At 45.7% G+C, this 22,192-nt stretch carries 20 protein-coding genes and 1 tRNA gene; 20 read left to right on the forward strand and 1 reads right to left on the reverse strand.

What is annotated here, in order from left to right:
* Positions 1-4: 4 nt before the first annotated feature.
* The 17 genes from MD536_RS19295 to MD536_RS19375 all read left to right on the forward strand — a co-directional run bounded on the left by MD536_RS19295 (position 5) and on the right by MD536_RS19375 (position 16,213).
* The gene (locus MD536_RS19295; protein ID WP_239603138.1) at positions 5-937 is read left to right on the forward strand and encodes an RraA family protein; all 933 of its coding nucleotides are present in this window, start codon (positions 5-7) and stop codon (positions 935-937) included.
* Entirely contained in the window at positions 934-2,067 is a 1,134-nt protein-coding gene (locus tag MD536_RS19300) for a bile acid:sodium symporter family protein (RefSeq protein ID WP_239603140.1), read from the forward strand. The genes MD536_RS19295 and MD536_RS19300 overlap by 4 nt, the downstream gene beginning before the upstream one ends.
* A 5-nt stretch (positions 2,068-2,072) precedes the next feature.
* Positions 2,073-2,498, forward strand: coding sequence for a nuclear transport factor 2 family protein (locus MD536_RS19305; protein WP_239603142.1), 426 nt, complete (start codon positions 2,073-2,075; stop codon positions 2,496-2,498).
* Positions 2,499-2,510: 12 nt separating this feature from the next.
* Positions 2,511-3,698 carry a nucleoside permease gene (locus tag MD536_RS19310; protein ID WP_239603144.1) on the forward strand — a complete coding sequence of 396 codons (1,188 nt, stop codon included), beginning with the start codon at positions 2,511-2,513 and terminating at the stop codon, positions 3,696-3,698.
* A 42-nt stretch (positions 3,699-3,740) separates the two neighbouring features.
* Entirely contained in the window at positions 3,741-4,868 is a 1,128-nt protein-coding gene (locus tag MD536_RS19315) for a PQQ-dependent sugar dehydrogenase (protein ID WP_239603145.1), read from the forward strand.
* Between the two features lie 94 nt (positions 4,869-4,962).
* Positions 4,963-5,036: transfer RNA gene (locus MD536_RS19320), tRNA-Pro, on the forward strand.
* A gap of 140 nt (positions 5,037-5,176) precedes the next feature.
* Complete coding sequence (locus MD536_RS19325) at positions 5,177-6,247, forward strand: NAD(P)-dependent alcohol dehydrogenase (RefSeq protein ID WP_239603147.1); 1,071 nt, start codon at positions 5,177-5,179, stop codon at positions 6,245-6,247.
* Between the two features lie 6 nt (positions 6,248-6,253).
* Positions 6,254-6,988: an SDR family NAD(P)-dependent oxidoreductase gene (locus tag MD536_RS19330; RefSeq protein ID WP_239603149.1), complete on the forward strand. Its 735-nt coding sequence runs from the start codon at positions 6,254-6,256 to the stop codon at positions 6,986-6,988.
* Between the two features lie 89 nt (positions 6,989-7,077).
* On the forward strand, positions 7,078-8,043 hold the full coding sequence (gene ric / locus MD536_RS19335; protein WP_239603151.1) for an iron-sulfur cluster repair di-iron protein: 966 nt from the start codon (positions 7,078-7,080) through the stop codon (positions 8,041-8,043).
* Between the two features lie 10 nt (positions 8,044-8,053).
* Positions 8,054-8,239 carry a putative zinc-binding protein gene (locus MD536_RS19340; RefSeq protein WP_239603153.1) on the forward strand — a complete coding sequence of 62 codons (186 nt, stop codon included), beginning with the start codon at positions 8,054-8,056 and terminating at the stop codon, positions 8,237-8,239.
* Positions 8,240-8,485: 246 nt separating this feature from the next.
* Positions 8,486-9,838, forward strand: coding sequence for a Gfo/Idh/MocA family protein (locus MD536_RS19345; RefSeq protein WP_239603155.1), 1,353 nt, complete (start codon positions 8,486-8,488; stop codon positions 9,836-9,838).
* 9 nt (positions 9,839-9,847) lie between these two features.
* Positions 9,848-11,134 (forward strand): sugar MFS transporter, encoded by a 1,287-nt coding sequence (locus MD536_RS19350; RefSeq protein ID WP_239603156.1) that lies wholly within the window; start codon positions 9,848-9,850, stop codon positions 11,132-11,134.
* Positions 11,131-12,498: a putative oxidoreductase C-terminal domain-containing protein gene (locus MD536_RS19355; RefSeq protein WP_239603157.1), complete on the forward strand. Its 1,368-nt coding sequence runs from the start codon at positions 11,131-11,133 to the stop codon at positions 12,496-12,498. Before MD536_RS19350 ends, MD536_RS19355 begins: the two co-directional genes overlap by 4 nt.
* A 1-nt stretch (position 12,499) precedes the next feature.
* Positions 12,500-13,675, forward strand: a complete 1,176-nt coding sequence (gene nagA / locus MD536_RS19360) for an N-acetylglucosamine-6-phosphate deacetylase (RefSeq protein WP_239603160.1) — start codon at positions 12,500-12,502, stop codon at positions 13,673-13,675.
* 7 nt (positions 13,676-13,682) lie between these two features.
* Positions 13,683-14,426, forward strand: a complete 744-nt coding sequence (locus MD536_RS19365; RefSeq protein WP_239603161.1) for a glucosamine-6-phosphate deaminase — start codon at positions 13,683-13,685, stop codon at positions 14,424-14,426.
* A 5-nt stretch (positions 14,427-14,431) separates the two neighbouring features.
* Positions 14,432-15,493 carry a LacI family DNA-binding transcriptional regulator gene (locus tag MD536_RS19370; RefSeq protein WP_239603163.1) on the forward strand — a complete coding sequence of 354 codons (1,062 nt, stop codon included), beginning with the start codon at positions 14,432-14,434 and terminating at the stop codon, positions 15,491-15,493.
* A gap of 3 nt (positions 15,494-15,496) precedes the next feature.
* Positions 15,497-16,213, forward strand: coding sequence for an SGNH/GDSL hydrolase family protein (locus MD536_RS19375; RefSeq protein WP_239603165.1), 717 nt, complete (start codon positions 15,497-15,499; stop codon positions 16,211-16,213).
* Here MD536_RS19375 and MD536_RS19380 read toward each other — a convergent pair.
* The gene (locus MD536_RS19380; protein WP_239603166.1) at positions 16,199-17,443 is read right to left on the reverse strand and encodes an ROK family transcriptional regulator; all 1,245 of its coding nucleotides are present in this window, start codon (positions 17,441-17,443) and stop codon (positions 16,199-16,201) included. The genes MD536_RS19375 and MD536_RS19380 overlap by 15 nt on opposite strands.
* 142 nt (positions 17,444-17,585) lie before the next feature.
* On the opposite strand from MD536_RS19380, the gene MD536_RS19385 reads away from it, so the two are divergent.
* The 3 genes from MD536_RS19385 to MD536_RS19395 are packed head-to-tail and all read left to right on the forward strand — an operon-like array spanning position 17,586 to position 22,159.
* Positions 17,586-19,718: a hypothetical protein gene (locus tag MD536_RS19385; RefSeq protein WP_239603168.1), complete on the forward strand. Its 2,133-nt coding sequence runs from the start codon at positions 17,586-17,588 to the stop codon at positions 19,716-19,718.
* Between the two features lie 9 nt (positions 19,719-19,727).
* Positions 19,728-20,924 (forward strand): n-acyl-d-glucosamine 2-epimerase, encoded by a 1,197-nt coding sequence (locus MD536_RS19390; protein WP_239603169.1) that lies wholly within the window; start codon positions 19,728-19,730, stop codon positions 20,922-20,924.
* Positions 20,924-22,159: a sugar MFS transporter gene (locus MD536_RS19395; protein ID WP_239603171.1), complete on the forward strand. Its 1,236-nt coding sequence runs from the start codon at positions 20,924-20,926 to the stop codon at positions 22,157-22,159. The genes MD536_RS19390 and MD536_RS19395 overlap by 1 nt, the downstream gene beginning before the upstream one ends.
* Positions 22,160-22,192 lie beyond the last annotated feature (33 nt).

Below are 22,192 nucleotides of genomic sequence, written 5' to 3' on the forward strand. Positions count from 1 at the left end.
TAGCATGCTCCTGAACAAGTTTAATAAAATCCTTGCTTTCGGTTGTGTTTTACTGTTAGCACAACAAACGCAGGGACAAACCATCCCGAAAGAAGAATTGATTTACCTGACATCCGAATGGAAGGGGGAACGTTTTGCCGATGGTCGCCCCAAGGTAAGTGATGACCTGATGGAACGCGCCAAAAAGATCGGTATTGAAGAAGCCTGGCAGGTACTCATGAACGAGGGATATGTGAATCAGTTTGAACGCAACTGGAAAATGATTCATGATGATGTGCCGGTGGTGGGTAGAGCGGTAACAGCTATGTATATGCCATCGCGGCCGGATATTGAAAAAAAGATCAAAGAAAGAGGTGCTAAACAAGGTAGGGTAGGTAATACTAATGCCTGGCCAATTGAAACCCTGGTGAAAGGAGATGTATATGTAGCGGATGGATTTGGTAAGATCGAGGGCGGTACTCTCATTGGCGATAACCTGGGAACTGCCATCTTTAATAAAACCGGAACCGGTGTCATTTTTGATGGTAGTGCGCGCGATTTAAGCGGACTTGCAAAGATCAAAGGATTCAATGCCTTTGTACGTGATTTTGATCCTTCCTTCCTGAAAGAAATGGTATTGATGGGATTGAATACACCGATCCGGATAGGCAAAGCCATTGTATTGCCTGGTGACCTGGTGATTTCAGAAAGAGAAGGGGTGCTCTTTATACCGGCTCACATGGCGGAGCAGGTAATATTGACCGCCGAGTTTATTGGTCGCAAAGACAAGTTTGGCAAAGAGATGCTGAAAACGGGTCGCTATAATACCGGACAAATCGATAGCCAGTGGACCGAGGAAATCAAACTCGCTTTCCTGAAATGGCTGGAACAACATCCGGAAGAAGGGAAGATGACCAAACAGGAATTGGATGAAGTAATGAAAAAAAGAACCTGGTGAAAGAACTAAGCTTATCAAAAATACTGATCGGACTTGCCCTGGTATTGCTTGTGTTAACGCTGCTTTTTGCCATCCAGGGTAACTGGACAGTTGCAGGTCCGGCTGCCATTGCCTTTTTTGTTTTATTGGCCATTGGATTCAGAGGATATGAATCCTTGAAACGCTATACCTATACGCTGATGATCTTCGCGGCTGTAACCACTTCGCTTTGTTATCCGCAGTATTTTATTTCCTGGGGCGATTTTAAATACACCAACCTGATTACGCCACTAATTCAACTGATCATGTTTGGAATGGGAACCTCCATGAGCGTGAAAGATTTTGTGAGTGTGGTGAAAACGCCAAAGGGCGTTGTGATTGGTGTAGTCAGTCAGTTCATAATCATGCCATTGCTGGGTTTCACACTGGCCAGTATAAGTGGCTTTAGTGCAGAGATCGCGGCAGGTATTATTCTGATTGGGTGCTCACCCAGTGGGCTTGCCTCCAACGTGATGTCTTATCTCGCAAAAGCGAATCTGGCGTTATCCATTACTATAACTTCTATTACCACCCTGATGGCGCCTTTTGTGACGCCTTTGCTGATGAAAATGCTGGCAGGTGCCTTCATTGAGATCAATGTGCTGAATATGATGTGGGATATCTCCAAAATGATTATCCTTCCCATTGGCTTGGGATTAATTGTAAACAAACTCTTGCGTGGCAGGTCCAAATGGCTGGATGATGCCATGCCGGTTCTTTCCATGCTGGGGATTGCGCTGATCATAGTGGTAATCACTGCTGCTGGGAGGGATAGTCTGCTGAATATCGGTCCCTTGCTTATTGTATTGGTACTGATTCACAATCTCTTTGGATACTTCCTGGGTTATTGGTTCGCAAGAGTGTTTAAGATGAGTGAGCGGGATTCACGGACAGTAGCGATTGAAGTGGGTATGCAAAATGGCGGATTGGCATCCGGCATAGCCAAAGAGATGGGCAAGATTGCAACAGTGGGACTGGCAGCTGCAGTATTTGGTCCATTGATGAATGTAACCGGCTCTATTCTGGCCTCTTACTGGCATAAAAAAGTGCCGGAGGGATATGATCCCATTGAAGCGCTGGAAACCGCCGAATTAAATCATTCCTTAAAATAACGGTTATGGTTAGGGTTTATATTCTGAATATGTTGCTTTTGCTTGTTACTACCGGTTATGGGCAGTCGAAGGAAGAACTGGCAGTGTCTACCCAACTGGACAAATTGAACAAAGCAATGGTGGACAAAAACCTGGCTGCTCTGGAGGATATTTACCATGCAAAGATGTGGTATGGTCACTCCAATGGCCGGCTCGATGACAAGCAGGCTGCTATTAAAGACGTAATGGAAGGTCCCGTTGATTTTATCACCCTGGAAGCAACCGACAGAAAGATCCAGGTAGTCGATAAAAACGCGACGATTCGCTTTATATTTGATGCAAAGGCCACCAATAATGGGCAGGAGCAAACGATCCGGATTGGCGTACTAACAGTTTGGAAAAAAGAAAAATCCGGTTGGAAATTGTTTGCCCGGCAGGCTTACAAACTATAAGCTACTAACTGCATGAAAACCGCCACAGGAATTTCGCTCTCCCTGATGATGTTTCTCCAGTATTTTATCTGGAGTGCCTGGTATGTAACCATGGGAACTTATATGGAATCCAGTTTGGGTGCAACCGGACAGGATATCGGCCAGGCATTCAGTGCACTGGCATTGGCAACCATGATCTCTCCATTTTTTGTTGGGATGATTGCAGATCGATTCTTTGCGGCGCAGAAGATCATGGGCGTATTACACCTCGTGGGCGCCATCCTGCTGGTACTGGCAACAAAGGTGGAGAACAGCCAGGTATTTTATTGGGTAATATTGGCGTATTCGCTGGTTTATATGCCAACCGTGGCGCTTAGTAACAGTGTTGCCTTTGCCCAGATGACCGACCCTGGAAAACAGTTCCCCTGGATCCGGGTATTTGGAACATTGGGCTGGATTGTGGCTGGTTTATTAGTAGGAACCTGGGAAATTGAGAAAACCCCTGAAACCTTTTATCTCGCAGCGGGAGTATCAGTGGCACTTGGCCTACTGAGTTTTGCCTTGCCGAATACACCACCAAAAGGAAGGGAAGTTGGCGAGTCTACTTCATTATTTAGTAAAGAATCACTTAGCATATTCAAGGATCGTTCTTATTCTATCTTCTTTATTGCTGCGATCCTGGTTTGTATTCCACTGGCTTTCTATTATGGATTTGCCAATCCCTTCCTGAATGAAATAGGAATGGATAAGCCGGCGCAGAAGATGATTCTCGGACAATTTTCGGAAGGCCTGTTCATTCTGGCAATACCCTTTTTATTCAACCGGATCGGGGTCAAAAACATTCTGCTGATTGGTATCCTGGCCTGGATTCTCCGCTATGTATTGTTTGCTTACGGTTATGGAGAACCGAATGGCTGGATGATTTATCTTGGTATCATTTTACATGGTGTCTGTTATGATTTCTTCTTTGTAACCGGTTATATGTATTCCGAGAAAAAAGCCGGCCCTAAAAATAAAAACGCGGCGCAGGGATTGTTCACCTTTGCTACCTATGGATTGGGCATGGTGATTGGTACCTGGTTCTCCGGACTGGTAGCGGATCATTATGTAGTGGGAGAGGGGCATAATTGGCAATCCATCTGGTTAATACCCGCAGCCATTGCAGCCGCCGTATTACTTTATTTTATCTTTTTCTTTCGGGAACGAAAGGCTGTTGCTTGAACCTCGGGCAGGATTTTTGCGTAATAATAGGAAATACCGGTTATGCGAAATCGATCCTTTTTCAGTGTATGTATGGTTTTGGTTCTGAGTACCGTTTTATTCTCCTGCTCACGGGAAGATGATCCACCTGCTACTAACCCTGATGAGAACTGGCCATCGGACAGTATCCGGGTGTTGAAAGGTGGATTGAATTTCCCCTGGGAAATTGTTTGGGGTAAGGATGAACATCTCTGGCTGACCGAGCGGGGTGGCCGGGTATCAAGAATAGATCCCCGCACAGGCGAAACCCTGTTCAGCACTACCCTGGACGGCGTGGTGGCAAGAGGGGAGGGAGGTTTGCTGGGTATGGTGCAGGATCCCGCCTTTGCGCAGAATGGCTGGATTTATTTTGTGCACAATTATCTGGAGGGCGATGCCTATCGGGAGAAACTGGTGCGGTATCGGTTTACCGGTGGGGCCCTGGCAGATGCTAAAGTGCTACTGGATAATATTCCCGCTGCCAACATTCACAATGGATCCAGGCTGGTGATAGTGGAAGGTAATCCTGCTGTTTTGTACATGACTACGGGTGATGCGGCTAATACAGCCCTGGCGCAACAGCCAGGATCACTGGCCGGCAAAGTACTGCGCATCTTGCTGGACGGATCCGTGCCTGGGGATAATCCGGTTGCGGGGAATTATTACTGGTCGCTCGGCCACCGGAATCCACAGGGGCTGGTCTGGGCCAATAATAAACTGTATGCATCGGAACACGGTCCAAATATTGAAGATGAAATCAACATCATTGAAAAGGGCAGGAACTATGGATGGCCATCCGTGAATGGCCCCTGTGACCCGGGAGAGCAGGCCTTTTGTGATGCCAACCAGGTAAAGGAGCCGATCTGGTCTAGCGGAGCTTCCACCGTAGCTGCCTGTGGCCTGGATTATTATGGGAGCGATCGCATCCCTGGCTGGAAAAATTCCCTGCTGATGACAACCCTCAAAAATGCGACCCTTTTCCGGCATCAGCTGAATGCGGAAGGAACAGCAATTCAGTCGACTGAGCAATTGTTCCGCACCCGCTGGGGCCGCCTTAGGGATGTATGTGTAAGTCCGGCTGGCCGGGTTTACCTCTGCACCAGCAATGGCAATAACCAGGATATCCTGGTGGAAATCAGTTCTCTCGAATAAATTTTTGCAATCTGTTGGAAGCAATCACCTGTATCCCTACCTTTGCACCCTCTTATCCCAATACCCGTTGGTTACCCGACGGGTAAAAAGAGATCGGGAAGTAGCGCAGGCCGGTAGCGCACCTGGTTTGGGACCAGGGGGTCGCAGGTTCGAATCCTGTCTTCCCGACTGAAAAAAAGGAGTTGCAGATTTGCAGCTCCTTTTTCATTTATATACTGCTACTAATGAGGCGGGTTAATTGCGAACTTTACATGTGACCTGTTGTTATCCCATCACTTAGTGAATTTTAAAAACCCTCAATAGTAGTTATGTCAACCTCCTCCATCCCCACCAAACCTGTCAAAGCCTTTGGAGCCCAGGCTGCTGATGCGCCTTTGGACCAGCTTAATATTAACCGTCGTGCACCACATCCCCACGATGTGGAAATTGAAATTCTTTATTGTGGTGTTTGTCATTCTGATTTACATACGGCCAGAAACGAATGGCATGGAACTATTTATCCCTGTGTACCCGGACATGAAATCGTTGGCCGCGTGGTTAGCGTAGGTGCTCATGTGAAAAATTTCAAAGTTGGTGATCATGCTGCAGTTGGTTGCCTGGTAGATAGCTGCCGTGAATGTGATTACTGCAAGGATGACCTCGAACAATATTGCAGCACCGGTCATACTCAAACCTATAATGCTCCAGATAAACACCTTGGAACACCCACCTATGGCGGGTATTCTGAGAGCATTGTGGTTGATGAAGCCTTCGTGCTAAGGGTTCCTGAAAACCTGGATCTCGCAGCAACTGCACCCTTACTCTGCGCAGGTATAACCACGTATTCACCTTTGAAGCATTGGAAGGTAGGTCCGGGTAAAAAAGTAGGTATTGTTGGGCTGGGCGGATTGGGTCATATGGGGGTGAAAATCGCTAAAGCGATGGGCGCTGAAGTGATTGTTTTCACTACTTCTCCTTCCAAAGTGGAAGATGCGAAAAGATTAGGTGCGGATGATGTGGTCTTGTCCAAAGACGAAGCGCAGATGCAACGCTATGCAGGTAAATTGCATTTTGTGTTGGATGCTGTTTCCGCACAGCACGATATCAATGCCTATCTCAGCCAGCTACGTGTGGATGGTGCGCTCGTATTGGTAGGTGCTCCCGAAAACCCGTTGCCGGTTGCACCTTTCAGCCTGATTCCGATGCGCAAAACATTCGCCGGTTCCATGATCGGTGGTATCGCACAAACACAGGAAATGCTGGATTTCTGCGGAGAACATGATATTGTTTCTGATATCGAAATGATCCGCATGCAGGATATCAATCAAGCCTATGAGCGACTGCTGAAAGGGGATGTGAAATATCGCTTTGTAATTGATATGGCTTCACTGAAGCAGTAATTAAGTATGGCAAGGATATTCATCACAGGTTCAGCCGATGGGCTCGGTTTTTTAGCCGCCCGTCGGCTGCTTGCTTTAGGTCATGAGGTATTATTTCATGCACGTAATGCAGCACGTGCCCAGAAACTTCGCAATAAACTGACTGGTCCGATTGAGCTTGTTACCGGCGATCTCTCTGACATGGAGCAAACCATTGCGTTGGCAAATGCAGTTAACAAAGCTGGAAGATTTAATGTCCATATTCACAACGCAGGTGTATACCAGGCAAACCCGCGGACTATTCTGCATGTGAATACCATTGCGCCGTATATACTAACCTGTTTGATTCACCCCCCTCAACGACTGATTTACCTGAGCTCCAATATGCATTTGCAGGGGCGATTTCATTCAGCACAATTTGAAGCTTCCCCAAATCAACTAACCTATTCCGATTCGAAGTTTCATATGGTGCTGTTGGCCAAAGCGATCGCCCGGAAATGGCCGGCTGTTTTCTCCAACGCCGTTGATCCCGGTTGGGTGCCTACTAAAATGGGAGGTAGTGGTGCCCCTGATAACCTGGAGAAAGGATATGAGACACAGGTTTGGCTGGCCACTAGTAGTGAACCCAACGCCTACGTTTCCGGAAAGTATTTTCATCACCTGTTGGAAAGGCAGGCACATCCCCTCACAGAGGCGACAGACCTTCAGGAACAGTTTTTGGAACTATGCAAAAATTACAGCGGAGTTAAATTCCCAGGCTGAGCATAGTGGCTTGGTTAATAAAAGTAAATAAATACTTTTATAGAAAGATATTCCCTATCTTTGTTGCATCAAACTATAAAATCTTTTATATGGCAACTGCAACAACCGACAATATCCTGGATGTAACCCTCCTGGAACCCCGTCAGAAACACCCCACCATTTTTGCCCGCTTTGATGCCCTGGACAAGGGAGAAAGTCTGACTATCCACAACGATCATGACCCGAAGCCGCTGTACTATCAGTTAGTAGGAGAGAGAGGAAACAGTTTTAACTGGGAATACCTGGAGCAGGGACCAGACTGGTGGAAAGTGAAGATCAGTAAACATCCGGCGGGAGAACCCAAAGCAACATTGGGACAAATAGCAGCCAAAGACATCCGCAAAGCCCAGGTGTTTAAAAAATACGGTCTTGATTTTTGTTGTGGTGGTAAAAAAACACTGGATCAGGCCTGTGCTGAAAAAGGCCTGGATGTAGTAGCTGTAGAAAAAGAACTGCAACAAACTGATCATCTTGCTGCATCAACAAGACCAATTCCTTATCAGGACTGGAGCAGCGATTTTCTGGCGGATTATATTGTTAATACACATCACAGTTATGTGAAGCGGGTACTGCCGGATTTGCGGCATTATGCTGCGAAAGTGCAACGGGTTCATGGAGATCGTCATCCCGAATTAAATACGATTCAACCCCTGGTAGAGGCGCTGGCCAATGAATTGAGTGCACACCTGGTGAAAGAAGAACAAATCCTGTTCCCTTATATTAAAGAGTTGGTTGCTGTAAAAAATCATAAGGATGGAATAACGGCTTCCCGTTTTGGCAGTATTGAAAACCCGGTACATATGATGGAGCATGAACACGACACAGCGGGTAACATTCTGGAACAGCTACGACAGCTAACGGATGATTATACCCTTCCTGCGGATGCCTGTGCCAGTTATGATTTGCTCTACCGTATGCTGAGTGAATTTGAAGAGGACCTGCACCTGCACGTACATCTCGAAAACAATATACTCTTCCCAGCAGCCATTGATTTGGAAAAATCTCTTTTGAATTAAATCCCGACCAATGAGATCCGAACATGGTGCAGAGAAACCACTGGTGTACTCCTGCTCGGGTTGCAGCAGTGCTGCCCAGATGGCCAACTATATTGCACTTCAGTTGGATCGCAGAGGGCTTGCTGAAATGTCCTGCATTGCGGGAGTAGGAGGAAATGTAAAAAAGCTGGTTAAAACCTCTCCAACCATCAACTGATACCAGCTCATCATTTTGAACTAACGGTCTTCGGTGTGCGAAAAAAGCAACACGAAGATTTTAATCCGGATGAAGCTGCTGAGGTAATGAATACGATCGAAACCAGGATGCAAATCTGACCCACCCTGGAATGCCAGTCGCATTTCTGACGAAGGCAGAAAATTTTTAGAAAATTGAGTTTCATATCAATTTTCCTTATATTCGGGTACGTACACGAAATTATCAACCAAGAACCCGCAGTCTGCCATGTCAGCATCCCGAAACAGTCGCCGTCGCTTTTTAAAAACCGCTACCCAGGGTGCAGCCCTGCTCACGGTTGGCGGCATCCTTCCTGGATTTAGTGCCTCGAGTTATGCCAATATTTTAGGTTCCAATGAGCGATTGAACCTCGCCGTTATGGGAGTAAACTCCAGAGGAAATGCACTCGCCACCAACTTTGCAGTACAACCGAATTCAAGGGTAGCCATCATTTGTGATGTGGATAGCCGGGCAGCTGCCAAAACCCAGGCGGAGGTGGCAAAAGTACAGGGACAGTCGCCTGTAACGGAGAAGGATATACGTAAAGTACTGGAAAATAAATCGATTGATGCCCTGGTGGTAGCAGCTCCTGATCACTGGCACGCTCCTGCAGCCATCCTGGCCGCCAAAGCAGGCAAACACGTGTACCTGGAAAAGCCAGCAAGCCACAATCCCCAGGAAGGAGAATGGCTGATAGCTGCTCAGAAAAAATACAAAACCGTTATCCAGATGGGTAACCAGCGCCGCTCCTGGCCCAATGTGGCAGCGGGTATCAAAGCCTTGCACGAGGGTGTTATCGGAAGACCATATATGGCCAAGACATGGTATTCAAATAATCGTCCGGGTATTGGAACTGGCAAAAAAACAGCGATTCCTGATTGGCTGGATTTTGAGCTCTGGCAAGGCCCCGCACCCCGCAAAGCCTACCAGGATAACCTGATCCACTACAACTGGCATTGGTTCTGGCATTGGGGCACGGGAGAAGCATTGAACAACGGAACCCATATGGTGGACATCGCACGCTGGGGCTTGCAGGAAACATACCCCACCAGGGTCCTCTCTTCGGGTGGTCGTTATCGTTATCAGGACGATTGGGAAACACCCGATACACAGAATATCAGCATTGAGTTCGGCAATCGGTCTACCATTACCTGGGAAGGTAGAAGTTGTAACCCGCGGTATGTGGAAGGAGCCAGTGTAGGTGTTATTTTTTACGCCGAAAACGGCACCATGGAATTTGATGGTACCAATGCCTATTCCATTTACGACCTGAAAAATAAACTGGTTAAAGAGGTGCGCAATGATGCTACTATTAATACCAGCAGTTTGTCCAGCCCTTCTCAACAATTGGATGCCATCCACCTGAATAATTTTCTGGATGCCATTCGTAAAGGCAGTCCGTTGAATGCGGAAATCATTGGCGGTCACCAAAGCACCCTGCTGGTTCAATTGGGAAATATTGCGCAACGAACTGGTACCATTCTGGAAATTGATTCCGCTACGGGTCGGATTAAAAACAATCCGAAGGCCGAAGCACTCTGGAAACGCAGTTATGAACCGGGCTGGGAACCCACTATTTAAGCGCTGTTCATGAAACAATCAACGGTCGTTTCTATTGGCATCATTGCTGGACTCTTTTTCATATTCGGACTGGTGAGTTGGGTGAATGCCATCCTGATTCCCTATTTCAAACTGGCCTGTGAACTCACTCACCTGCAGAGTTACCTGGTTGCATTTGCCTTTTATATATCCTATTTCGTTTTATCAGTGCCGGCTTCTTTTCTTCTCAAAAAAGCGGGATTCAAAAAGGGCATGATGATCGGGTTCTGGATCATGGCGATGGGCGCTTTTCTGTTTGTGCCTGCAGCTTATGGCAGAACCTATGGCATATTCCTGGCAGGATTGTTTTCTCTCGGAGCGGGACTCGCGATTCTTCAAACCGCTGCTAATCCGTATATCACGGTATTGGGACCCAAAGAACGTGCTGCTCAACGGATCAGTATCATGGGGATCTGCAACAAATTCGCAGGTATACTGGCGCCTTTGTTATTTGCTGCTGCTATTTTACGTCCAACGGATGCTGAATTATTCAAACAGATTCCACTGATGGATGATGCAGGCAGAACTGCTGCGCTTGATGAATTGATTCGCCGGGTGATTATACCCTATTCTGTTGTTGGAACAGTTCTTTTTTTGCTGGGAATTGCGATTCGGTATTCTCCTTTACCGGAAATCAATACCGATGAAGAAACCGGTGAACTGGCCTTGCAAAATTCCACCAAAACATCCGTTCTGCAGTTTCCGCACCTGGTGTTGGGTGCAATTGCCATTTTTGTGCATGTAGGAACCCAGGTAATTGCTATTGATACCATTATTCCTTATGCCGGTTCCATGCAGATTGATTTACTGGAAGCCAAGACCTTTCCGGGATATACACTTGCAGCAACTATTATTGGTTATATCCTTGGCATCATCGCCATTCCGAAATTAATCAGCCAGGTAACAGCACTTCGAATCTGTACGCTGTTGGGATTGTTGTTTGCTGTACTGATCCTGCTGGCGAAAGGGAATATAACCCTGCTGGGACATACCGCTGATCTCTCCATCTGGTTTGTGGTATTACTTGGACTGGCCAACTCATTGGTGTGGGCGGGTATCTGGCCACTGGCACTGGATGGATTGGGCAGGTTCACGAAAATCGGAGCCTCCCTGATGATTATGGGACTATGTGGGAATGCACTAATGCCCTTGTTATATGGATGGGCGGCGGATGTATGGGGACAACGACTCGCCTATGCGGTATTGATTCCCTGTTACCTGTACCTCATTTTTTATGCGGTTAAAGGTCATCAATTCAGAAACTGGAGAAAGGCATGAAGCGACAAATTCTACATACAGTCCTGGTAAACCTGCTATTCATATATCCTCTTATGTCACAAACCAACCATAATCCTGTTGAAAAATATCGTATACTCACGCTTGAACCAGGCCACTTTCATGCGGCCCTGGTTATGAAGGAATCGAATCCGCAGATTGATACTACCTGTTATCTGTATGCGCCGGATAATGCGGCTACATTTCAATACCTGGAGTACATAAAAAATTTCAACACTCGCAAACAAAACCCAACTTCCTGGAACCCTGTCTGGTATAAAGAAAAGGATTACCTGGAGCAAGCCTGGAAACAACCATCCGGAAGCATTCTGGTGCTGGCGGGAAACAATCGCTCCAAAACCGCATGGATCAGTAAAGCCGTGAACAGGGGATATGCAGTGCTGGCCGATAAGCCCATGGCTATTGATCCGGAAGGATTTGCCAAGTTAGAACTGGCAATGACAACTGCAAAGAATAAAGGGCAACTGGTATATGATATCATGACCGAACGTTATGAAATTCTGAACATTCTGCAGCGTTTATTGATGCAGCAAAAGGAGCTTTTTGGTGAACTGGAAAAAGGAAGTCCGGATAATCCAGCCATTGTAAAAGAAAGTTTGCATCATTACTACAAGCTGGTGGCAGGTGTACCCCTGAAACGAACCGAATGGCAATACGACCCCAAACAAGCAGGCAGTGGGCTGGTGGATGTTACCACACACCTGGTAGACCAGGTACAATGGACCTGTTTTCCGGAGCAGAAACTAAACTATAACAGTGACGTACAACCGATACGGGCCAGGTTATGGTCCACAGCCATCAGTCTGCTCCAATACAACGCCTCTACCGGAGCAGCCCGCTTTCCGGATTTTCTTGATACGTACCGTAAAGGTGATTCCATCCATATTCCCTCTAATGGGGAAATGGTGTATGCTTTAAAGGGAGTTCATGTGCGCATTAAAGTGGAATGGAATTATGAATCAACCAGAGGTGCTGGTGACAGGCACTATTCTATGATTCGCGGAACCGGTTGCCAACTCGTAATTCGGCAGGCGCCAACAGATCGGTTTGGTGCCAGTTTGTATGTAGAGCCTGTGAGTGGAAAAACACTGAGCGAAGAAAAACTGATTACTGCAGTTAACGAAATCAAACGGATATATCCGGATATCCGCTTCAAAAAAGATGGAGCTGGCTGGAAGATATTGGTGCCGGATCATTACAGATCCGGACATGAAGCACACTTTGCAAAAGTGACTGAACAGTTTCTTACCTATCTGAAAGCTGGCCGTATGCCCGATTGGGAATGGTCCTTCATGACAAGTAAATATTTTGTCACCACCCAATCTCTGGCACTTGCAAAACAATGAAATGGCTCAGTTATCGATCATAAATGCCCGTATTATTACGCCAGCCGAAGTGCTGGAGAATGCTTGCCTGGTGGTCAGAGACGGAAAGATTCACCAGATCCAATCATCTGAAGTAACGCTACCCGATGGTCCGGTACTGGATGCCCGTGGCAACTGGCTTGCTCCCGGTTTTATTGATATTCATGTGCACGGTGGGGGAGGGTTTGATTTCATGGATAATACAGTTGAAGCCTTCCTGGCAATAGCCAGATTGCATGCAAAACATGGTACCACTTCGATGTTCCCTACAACACTAACCAGTGAATTGCCCGATCTGTATGCAACGATTGATTGTTATGAAAAAGCGCTTACTCACACACATGATGGAGCGCGTTTTCTGGGACTTCACCTGGAGGGACCCTATTTTTCCAAGGAGCAGCGGGGTGCACAGGATGAGCGGTACATCCGGAATCCTGATCCGGTTGAATACCGGGCGATCCATGAAAAATCTACCCATATCCGAAGATGGAGTGCTGCACCTGAATTGCCGGGTGCGCTGGCATTCGCAGATTTTTGTCGCTCGAAAGGAATTCTTCCCGCATTGGCTCATACCAACGCTGATTATGAGCAGGTAAAAACAGGAGTGAAGCATGGCTATCGGTTGGCAACGCATTTGTATTCTGCCATGTCGGGACTAACCCGCCGAAACGGATTTCGGATTGCCGGAGCAATTGAGTCGAGTTTGCTGCTGGATGAAATCGATGTGGAGCTGATTGCGGATGGTGTGCATCTTCCGGAAGCCTTGTTGAAACTGGTAGTGAAAATAAAAGGAAAAGAAAAGATAGCCCTGGTAACAGATGCCATGCGTGCGGCAGGAACTGCTGTATCGAAATCTATTCTGGGGAGTAAAACATCCGGGCTCGAAGTGCTTATTGAAGACGATGTTGCCAAACTATCCGACCGGTCTGCATTTGCAGGAAGTATAGCAACCGCTGACCGCCTGGTACGTACCATGGTGCAATTGGCAGATGTCAGTATCCCGGATGCGGTTTATATGATGAGTACCACACCGGCACGTATAATGGGAATAGCTGATCAGTTCGGCAGTATTGAAATTGGAAAAATGGCAGACCTCGTAATATTTGATGAAAGCATCCGGATTCAGCAAACAGTTATAGACGGAAAACCAGTTTTATAAATTGAAAATGGAAGTTGTAGTTTTTGATTCAAGAGAAGAAATGGGCCTAACAGCAGCAAAACGGGTTTCACAAAAGATCCGGGAACTGCAGCAGGAGAAACCGGTGTTGCGGATGATGTTTGCTGCTGCCCCCTCTCAACTGGAATTTTTGAAGGCATTGATCAAAGAGCCCATCAACTGGCAGGGGATTATTGCTTTTCATATGGATGAATACATCGGGTTACCTGCTTCGCATGCTGCATCCTTTCGAAACTTCCTGAATCGCTATCTTTTTGATTTGGTACCCTTCAGGGAAATTCATTGGATTAACGGAGAGGTTGAAGATCCGCAGCAGGAAGCAGATCGATATGCCGCCTTGTTAGCTGAATCACCCATGGATATCATTTGCCTTGGAATTGGAGAAAATACCCACCTTGCGTTTAATGATCCGCATGTTGCAGATTTTCAGGATCCCTGCCTGGTGAAACTGGTAGATCTTGACCCCGCCTGCAGGCAACAACAGGTGAATGATGGCTGTTTCGAAACCCTGGAAGAGGTGCCGGCACTAGCCATTACCGTTAGCCTTCCGGCGCTCTATAGCGGAACTTATCTTTTCTGTATGGTGCCAGGTAAAAACAAGGCGCAGGCGGTACAGCATACGATGCAGGAGGCGATCAGCCCGGTATTTCCTTCCACCCTTTTGCGGAAGCATCCTGCGGTTGTCTTATTTTTAGACAGGGATAGTGCAGCATTATTGCCATCCCATAACTGACGTTTATGAAAAAAGAATCGGAAGAACTGGTTGGAGTTAAGGAAATTGCCCGTCGCGCGAATGTCTCCATTGCAACGGTTGACCGGGTCCTGCATGATCGTCCGGGTGTTTCACTCAAAACAAAGGAAAAGATCCAGCAAATAATTAAAGAGCTGAATTATCAGCCGAATATTGTGGCTCGCACCCTGGCAAGCCGCAAAAAATTAAAGTTTGCCATCATCATGCCGGCCAGCTCGGAAGAAACCAGTTATTGGAAGGCGCCATTAGATGGTGTGCTACAGGCGGAGCAGGAGTTGAGGCAGTATGGAATCAGCGTTGAAAAATATCTTTTTGATCAAAATAACCGAAAAACTTTTGTTAAGCAAACGGCAGCGCTGTTGCAACAAAAGCCGGATGGCATTCTGCTCGCTCCAATGTTTGTAGAAGAATCCAATCAGTTTATGCAGCAGTGCCGGGAGCAATCCATTCCGGTTGTTTTTATTAACTCGGATTTGCCCGGACAATCCGGACTTGCCTATGTTGGACCTGATCTTTATCAGAGTGGATACCTGAGTGCACATCTGATCAGTTACCTGGTTCGTCCTTCTGACAGCATTCTAATGTTGCATATCACCCGTGAACTGGAAATGGATCACCACCTGCTTCGGAAAGAAGAAGGATTTCGTACGTACTGGCAAGAACAGGGATATACACAGGAATTGATCACCATGCATATTGGCCAGACCGATACTGAAACCATTCGCCATCATATCAGCAGGCAATTGAAAAATTCTTCGATACGAGTACTATTTGTTACCAATTCAAGGGTGGCAGCAGTGGCGAAAGTACTGGAAGAACTGGATCGCACGGATCTGCTGCTGATCGGTTATGATTTTCTGGAAGACTCCATCGTTTACCTGAAAAAAAATGTGATTGATTTTCTTATCTGCCAGAAACCACAGGAACAGGCTTATCTTGGGATGATGGCACTTTATGATAAGCTGGTGTTGAATCAGCCCGTGAAGAGCGTTCATTTTATGCCAATCGATATCATCACCAGGGAAAATTATCTCTTTTATAATAATTGATGCATGCGTTTTTTTCTGTATCTCTTTTTATTGATGCTAACAGCATGTAGTGCTTCTTATCAAGTGCAGAATAAAGGCATCGCAGGTAACAATTCGATTGACCTGTTACGCAGAGTGGATACAGCCATGGTAAAACAGCAACCAGACCTGGTGCTTTTGCTGGTAGGTACAAATGATATGATGAATTCCAAAAAGCTGATACCTATTGACAGCTTCATTCAAAATTATCGGGTATTAGTACAACGAATTCAGGCGACGGGTGCAGTCCTGGTACTGCTTAGTATTCCACCAGTAGATACAGGTTATATTTTTCAACGTCATCCACGGAAAGCATTTGAAGTAGATCCCAATGAGAAGATACAACAGGCAAATAAAGCCATCCGGCAATTAACAGAATCAAATACAGACCTGTATTTTTTTGATCTTTATGATTTGTTCATTAAAGCAGGTTCCCCCAATCGCACCAAAGCATCATTGATTGTTAATGAGGAAAACCTTGGTAAACCCGATGGCGTTCATCCTACCCGTGAGGGTTATACGAAAATGGCAGAATCGCTGTATGCTTATTTAAAAGAAAAAAGATTGCTGAAGCATAAAAGGAAACTAATCTGTTTTGGCGACAGTATCACCTTTGGTGCATTTATGGCAGGAGCAGGAACAAATAAAGGAGATAGTTATCCGGCTCAATTAAACAGGTTGCTTAACTCAGGCCTCCGTTGATTTTTCGGTCATTATTTTTTTTCTGGCAATGAGGCAGCCACCCAATACACCTGCTTTTTCTCCCAGTTTGGAAACGATCAGTTTAGTGTCTTTATTTACCAGGCTGAGGGAGTATTTATTCAGCGCACTTTGTATGGGAAGACGAAGATATTCGCCTGTACTTGCCATGGTTCCGCCAAGTATCATCAGTTCAGGATTGAAGATGTTCAGAATGATGGCCAATCCTTTACCGATTTTTTCTCCCAGTTCCGCCAGCATTTCAATTGCTAGGTTGTCCTCCTGTTTGGCAGCCTGAATGATATGCTGGAGTTTGATGTCCTCTATATTTTCAAATTGTTTGGTAAGAATCGAGGTGGAGCCGGATTGCAGGGCTGCTTTAAAGCGGCGTACCAGTGCCTGTCCGGATGCTTCTGTTTCCAGGCAACCCTTTTTGCCACAATGACAAATAAGCTCGTTTTGGAAAAACGGGATATGTCCGAATTCGCCACTGAAACCTGATTTGCCGTAATACACTTCTCCTTCAATCAGTATGCCCAAACCGATACCATAGTCCAGGTAAACATAGAGTACATTCTTTTCATTACTCACGCTTCCACAACGGAATTCACCATAAGCCATCGCGCGTGAATCATTTTCAAGAAAAGTGCGAATTCCAATATGTTCTTCTATGATTTCTGTCAGTGGTTTTTCCTGGAAATGAAAATAACTGTAACTATAACCGCTACGGTGATTGATACGTCCGCTCAGGTTGATGCATACACCCAGAATTTTGGAGCGTTCTACGGATGCTTCTGAAAGAAAGGTTTCAATCAATTTGATCAGTAGATCCAGCGCCTCTGTGGTATTCTCGAGTTGATAACTGACATTCTCTTTAATCAATACCAGGTTTTTTTTGAAATCCAGTAAGCCAAAATTGATGGAGTGTTGTTTTACATCCACCCCTACAAAATAACCGGCTTCTGCTACCAGTCCGTACATACTGGCCGGACGGCCTCCCGTTGATTCAATCTTACCATAATCCCTGATCAGTTCCTCCTGCATCATTTCATTGATCAACGTGGTGATCTTGGGTGTACTGATATTGAATTCGCGCGCCAGTTCTGCGAGGGTAAGAGGTCCCATTTCATCCAGTAAATTAATGATGCCTCGCTTCAGTGATTTGTTTTTAAAAGCAACTCCTGAACTATTTCTGTCTGAAAAAATCTCAAAAAGTATGGGTGGGGGCGTCATATATAACTGCTACGAAACTAGAAAGTTAGGATTTTTTAATGCAAAAAAATTGATTTTATTAAACTACTTATTAAAAAAAATTAAAAATAAATTGTCAAATACTTAATTATTTGTTTAACTTGATGATTCAAATCAATTGCTGATGAGAAAGTTATTGCTTGCCCTGCTCTCCACTTTTTTAGTTCTCACCAGTTGGTCACAGCGTTCTACTGTTGTATTCAGTGGATCGGTTACCAATGATCTTTATACCATGCTGCAAAAGCAGGGCTTTCAGCTATTGCATCAGCCAGATCCGGAAACAGCGATTCAGGCTGCTTCTAAAGGAGGATCCGTCTTTATTGTATCGGATCAATATCCAGCTCAAAGAGTTCAGCTGAGTGATCTTGCACAGCAATTAGCAAAGAAGAAGAAACTCAAGGTTTATATTGAATATCCGGAGGCCTTATCCGGACTAACCATCACAGGCGATACCCTGCATACACAATTGGAAAGGGGGGTGATTACCTCAACGGTGTTTGGTGCTACTCTGAAACCACTTAGTATTTTAGGCATCAACGACTGTTATATTCTGCCCACAAAGGCCTCTAATCCTTTAATCATTTTGGGAAAGGTAGCTGGTTTGAACCGGGCGGAATATGGTATTGAGGATGTAGACCAGATCCCGCTGCTTTTTCAGCACAACGGTATGCTGGTTGCAACTACCAGTTTGACCAATTTTGCAAAAGGCCGGTACGGTCCGGATGCTGCCTGGAAAGCAGTCTGGGCCTATATAATTAGATCCATTACCGGAAAAACCATCACTGATTTTGCTTATTGGCCCTCTTATATCCAGCCGATGTACACTAAATCAGAAACATTGCCTGCTGATGCTGTATCAACAAGTATCAGAAAAGGGGTGGACTGGTTTTCGAATGCACGTTTTTTTATTCATCCTGATTGGAAAGAAAATTGGGTACGTTACCAGGGAAATGGAACCATGCCTGTTGGTCCGCCTGTGCCCCAGGAAAACGCATTGGGCAATGGCATGATGGGTATGCTGGAAGGGCATGCATCCCGCGTTAATTCAGACGGTCGCCAGCAATACCGCTACTGGGTGAGAGCAGATGTACAGGGGGAAGCAGCCTTTGCATTAGCAGCTGCCGGCAATTATTTAAAAGAGCCGGCATATTTTAAAACAGCCTCCCATCTAACCGATTTTATTTTTTACAATTCCAATCTGCGTGCTTTTGAACGCAATGATAAAAAGAGTCCAACGTACGGACTTATTGGCTGGGCTCAAACCCATCCATACGTTTATTACGGCGATGATAATGCCCGTGCCATTCTGGGGATTTTAGGAGCATCCGCCTATATGCAAACTGATGCCTGGGACCAGCAAATGCTGGAAGCGATTCTTGCAAATTTCAGAACAACCGGAAAATTTGGATTCCGTTCCGATCGAATTGAAGACAAAGCGATTCAACAAAACGGCTGGCAATATTACTGGAATCGGGAAGTGGTAAATCCGGCTCCCCATTTTGAATCCTGGATGTGGGCGATTTATCTCTGGCTCTATGAAAAAACCGGCTACCAACCGCTGCTGGATAAAACAAAAACGGCAATCCGCATGACCATGGAAGCCTATCCGGATAAATGGATCTGGACAAATGGGATTCAGCAGGAGAGAGCCAGAATGGTGTTACCGCTGGCCTGGTTGGTGCGACTGGAGAATACGGAAGAACATCGCCGTTGGCTGGATATTCTTGTACAGGAATTATTGAAGAATCAGGATGCAAGTGGTGCCATCCGGGAAGAGTTAGGGGCAGGAAAAGGGAAGTTTGGAAAGACCCGCAGCAACAAGGAATATGGCTTACATGAAGCGCCCCTGATCTTTGAAAACGGGGATCCCATCGCCGATATGCTCTATACCAGCAATTTCGCGTATTTCAGTTTGAATGAAGCTGCGCACGCTAGCGGAAATGCACAATACAAGGAAGCTGTTCGGAAACTGTCAGATTTTATGACCCGTATACAGGTAAAATCCGATCGCTTCAAAGACCTGGATGGAGCCTGGTTTCGTGGTTTTGAATACAATCGGTGGGAGTATTGGGCTTCCAATGCCGATGTGGGTTGGGGTGCCTGGAATACCCTGGCCGGTTGGACCCAAAGTTGGATCATAGCTACCCAGGTTATGACAGCGAAGGATCAGAATTTCTGGGATCTAACCCGGCAAACGGGGATTAAAAAACATATGCCTGCAACGCTGAATCTGATGTTTGGAAAGGCACAACCCTAAATATCCATCATGAATATTGATCATTACATACAACAATACCGTTCGAATCTTTTTGAAGATGTCATTCCATTCTGGACCCGACATTCCATGGATGAACTATACGGTGGTTATTTTACCTGCCTGAACACTAAAGGGGAAGTTTATGATACCGATAAATTCATCTGGTTACAGTGCCGGCAGGTTTGGTGTTTTGCGATGCTTTACAACCAGGTAGAACAGCGTGCCGAGTGGTTGGATATCGCTGAAAAAGGTGCCCGCTTCCTGATGAAGCATGGTCGGGATGAAAAAGATTACTGGTATTTTTCCTTAAACCGGCAAGGCCACCCATTGGTACAACCCTATAATATTTTCTCCGATTGTTTTGCTGCAATGGCATTCGGACAACTTTATAAAGCCACCGGAAATTCAGAATACAATAAGATAGCCGTTCGGTCTTTTGAAATAATTCTGCAACGAAAAAACAATCCCAAGGGACCTTATTTAAAAGCTGTTTCGGGTACGTGCCCGATGAAAGGTTTTTCCATGCCCATGATTCTGTCCAACCTGGTATTGGAAATAGAAGACAGTCTTTCCCCTGAATTAGTAGAATCTACCATTGATACAGCCATTGATGAAGTAATGAATGTATTCCTGGATAAGGAAACTGGGCTTATTCTTGAAAATGTAGGACCAGCAGGTGAGCGCATCGACAACTTCGATGGCCGGCTTATCAATCCAGGGCATGGTCTGGAAGCTATGTGGTTCATGATGGAACTTGGTGTACGAAGAAAGGACCAGCAACTGATTCAACAAGCTAAAGACACTGCTCTAAGCATTTTGGAATACGGATGGGATAAACAGTTTGGAGGCATCTTTTATTTTCTGGATCGCAAAGGTCATCCTACCCAGCAACTGGAATGGGATCAGAAACTCTGGTGGGTGCATGCAGAAACCCTGGTTTGTATGCTGAAAGGATTTTTATTGACAGGAGATAAAGCCTGCTGGAACTGGTTTGAAAAAGTACACGACTATACCTGGAAACATTTTCCTGATCCACAGCATGGAGAATGGTTTGGTTACCTGAACCGGAGAGGGGAAGTATTACTTCAACTGAAAGGAGGAAAATGGAAAGGTTGTTTTCATGTACCAAGAAGTTTATACCAGTGCTGGAAAACACTGGATGCGATAAAAGAAACCTATTCACAACCACTTGAACTGATTCCTTAATGGCGTTTTCCCCTACATCTCCCGTTATTGTAAATACGGATGGCAACCTTCAGCAGCCTTCCTATCGTCCTGCATTGATCTCCCTGGCGGTTTTGTACTTCATGATGGGATTTATTACCTGTCTGAATGATACCCTGGTGCCATTTTTCAAAAAAGAATTCACGCTGAGTTACGCTGGCTCCTCCCTGGTGCAGTTTTATTTTTTTCTGACTTATGGTATTATGTCCATTCCCGCTGGCAAACTCGTAGAAAAGCTGGGATACAAAAAAGGGATGGTAGCAGGTTTTTTTATTGCAGCAGTAGGAGCTTTCCTTTTTTACCCTGCCTCTGTATTTCATGAGTATTCCATTTTCCTGGCCGCCTTATTTGTACTTGCTATTGGAATTGTATTGTTACAGGTTGCTGCCAATCCTTATATAACAGTATTGGGTCCTGCTTCCACTGCTTCTTCCCGGCTTACCCTGATCCAGGGAGTTGGCTCCATCGGCACTACAATTGCTCCCTTGTTTGGAGCCTATTTTATTCTCTCCGGAGTTAGCAGTGCGGCCAATTCAAGTGAAGCAGTACGAACTCCATATATTGGAATCGGACTGGTATTGCTCGTAATTGCTGTCGCTGTATTCCTATTGAAATTACCGGAAGTAAAAGTGGAAACAGCTACTTCCGACAAAAAGCAACAAGGTTCTGTCTTCTCTTTTCGTAATCTTCGGTTAGGCATTCCCGCTATCTTCTTTTACGTTGGGGCGGAAGTGGCTATCGGAACATTTCTCACGAATTATATCGCAGATGTTCTGCAGGTAAAAGAGGAAGCAGCCAATGGATATGTTTCTTTCTACTGGGGAGGTATGCTGGTAGGAAGACTTTTGGGCGCTTATGTACTGAAGCTGATGAAACCTTCTCAAGTGCTTGCATTTTGCGCACTCTCATCCATCGTTTTGATTCTTATTTCCATAAATAGTTCCGGGACACTGGCTATCTGGGCCATGATCGGTGTGGGGCTCTTTAACTCGATCATGTTCGCCACTATCTTTTCACTCTCAGTAAACGGCCTGGGATCTCATACCACCCGTGCATCAGGCTATCTCTCTTCTGCTATTGCAGGCGGAGCGGTGGTGTCTTACCTACAGGGTATGGCGATTGATCACTTCAGTTGGAGCATTGCATTTTTATTACCAATGATCTGCTACGCCTACATTCTCTTTTATGCTATCAACGGATATAAACATAAATCGTAAAACAACCACTAATTCATCAATCCCAAATTAACA

It is taken from the genome of Flavihumibacter cheonanensis, from assembly GCF_022352215.1.
Lineage (GTDB): Bacteria > Bacteroidota > Bacteroidia > Chitinophagales > Chitinophagaceae > Flavihumibacter > Flavihumibacter cheonanensis.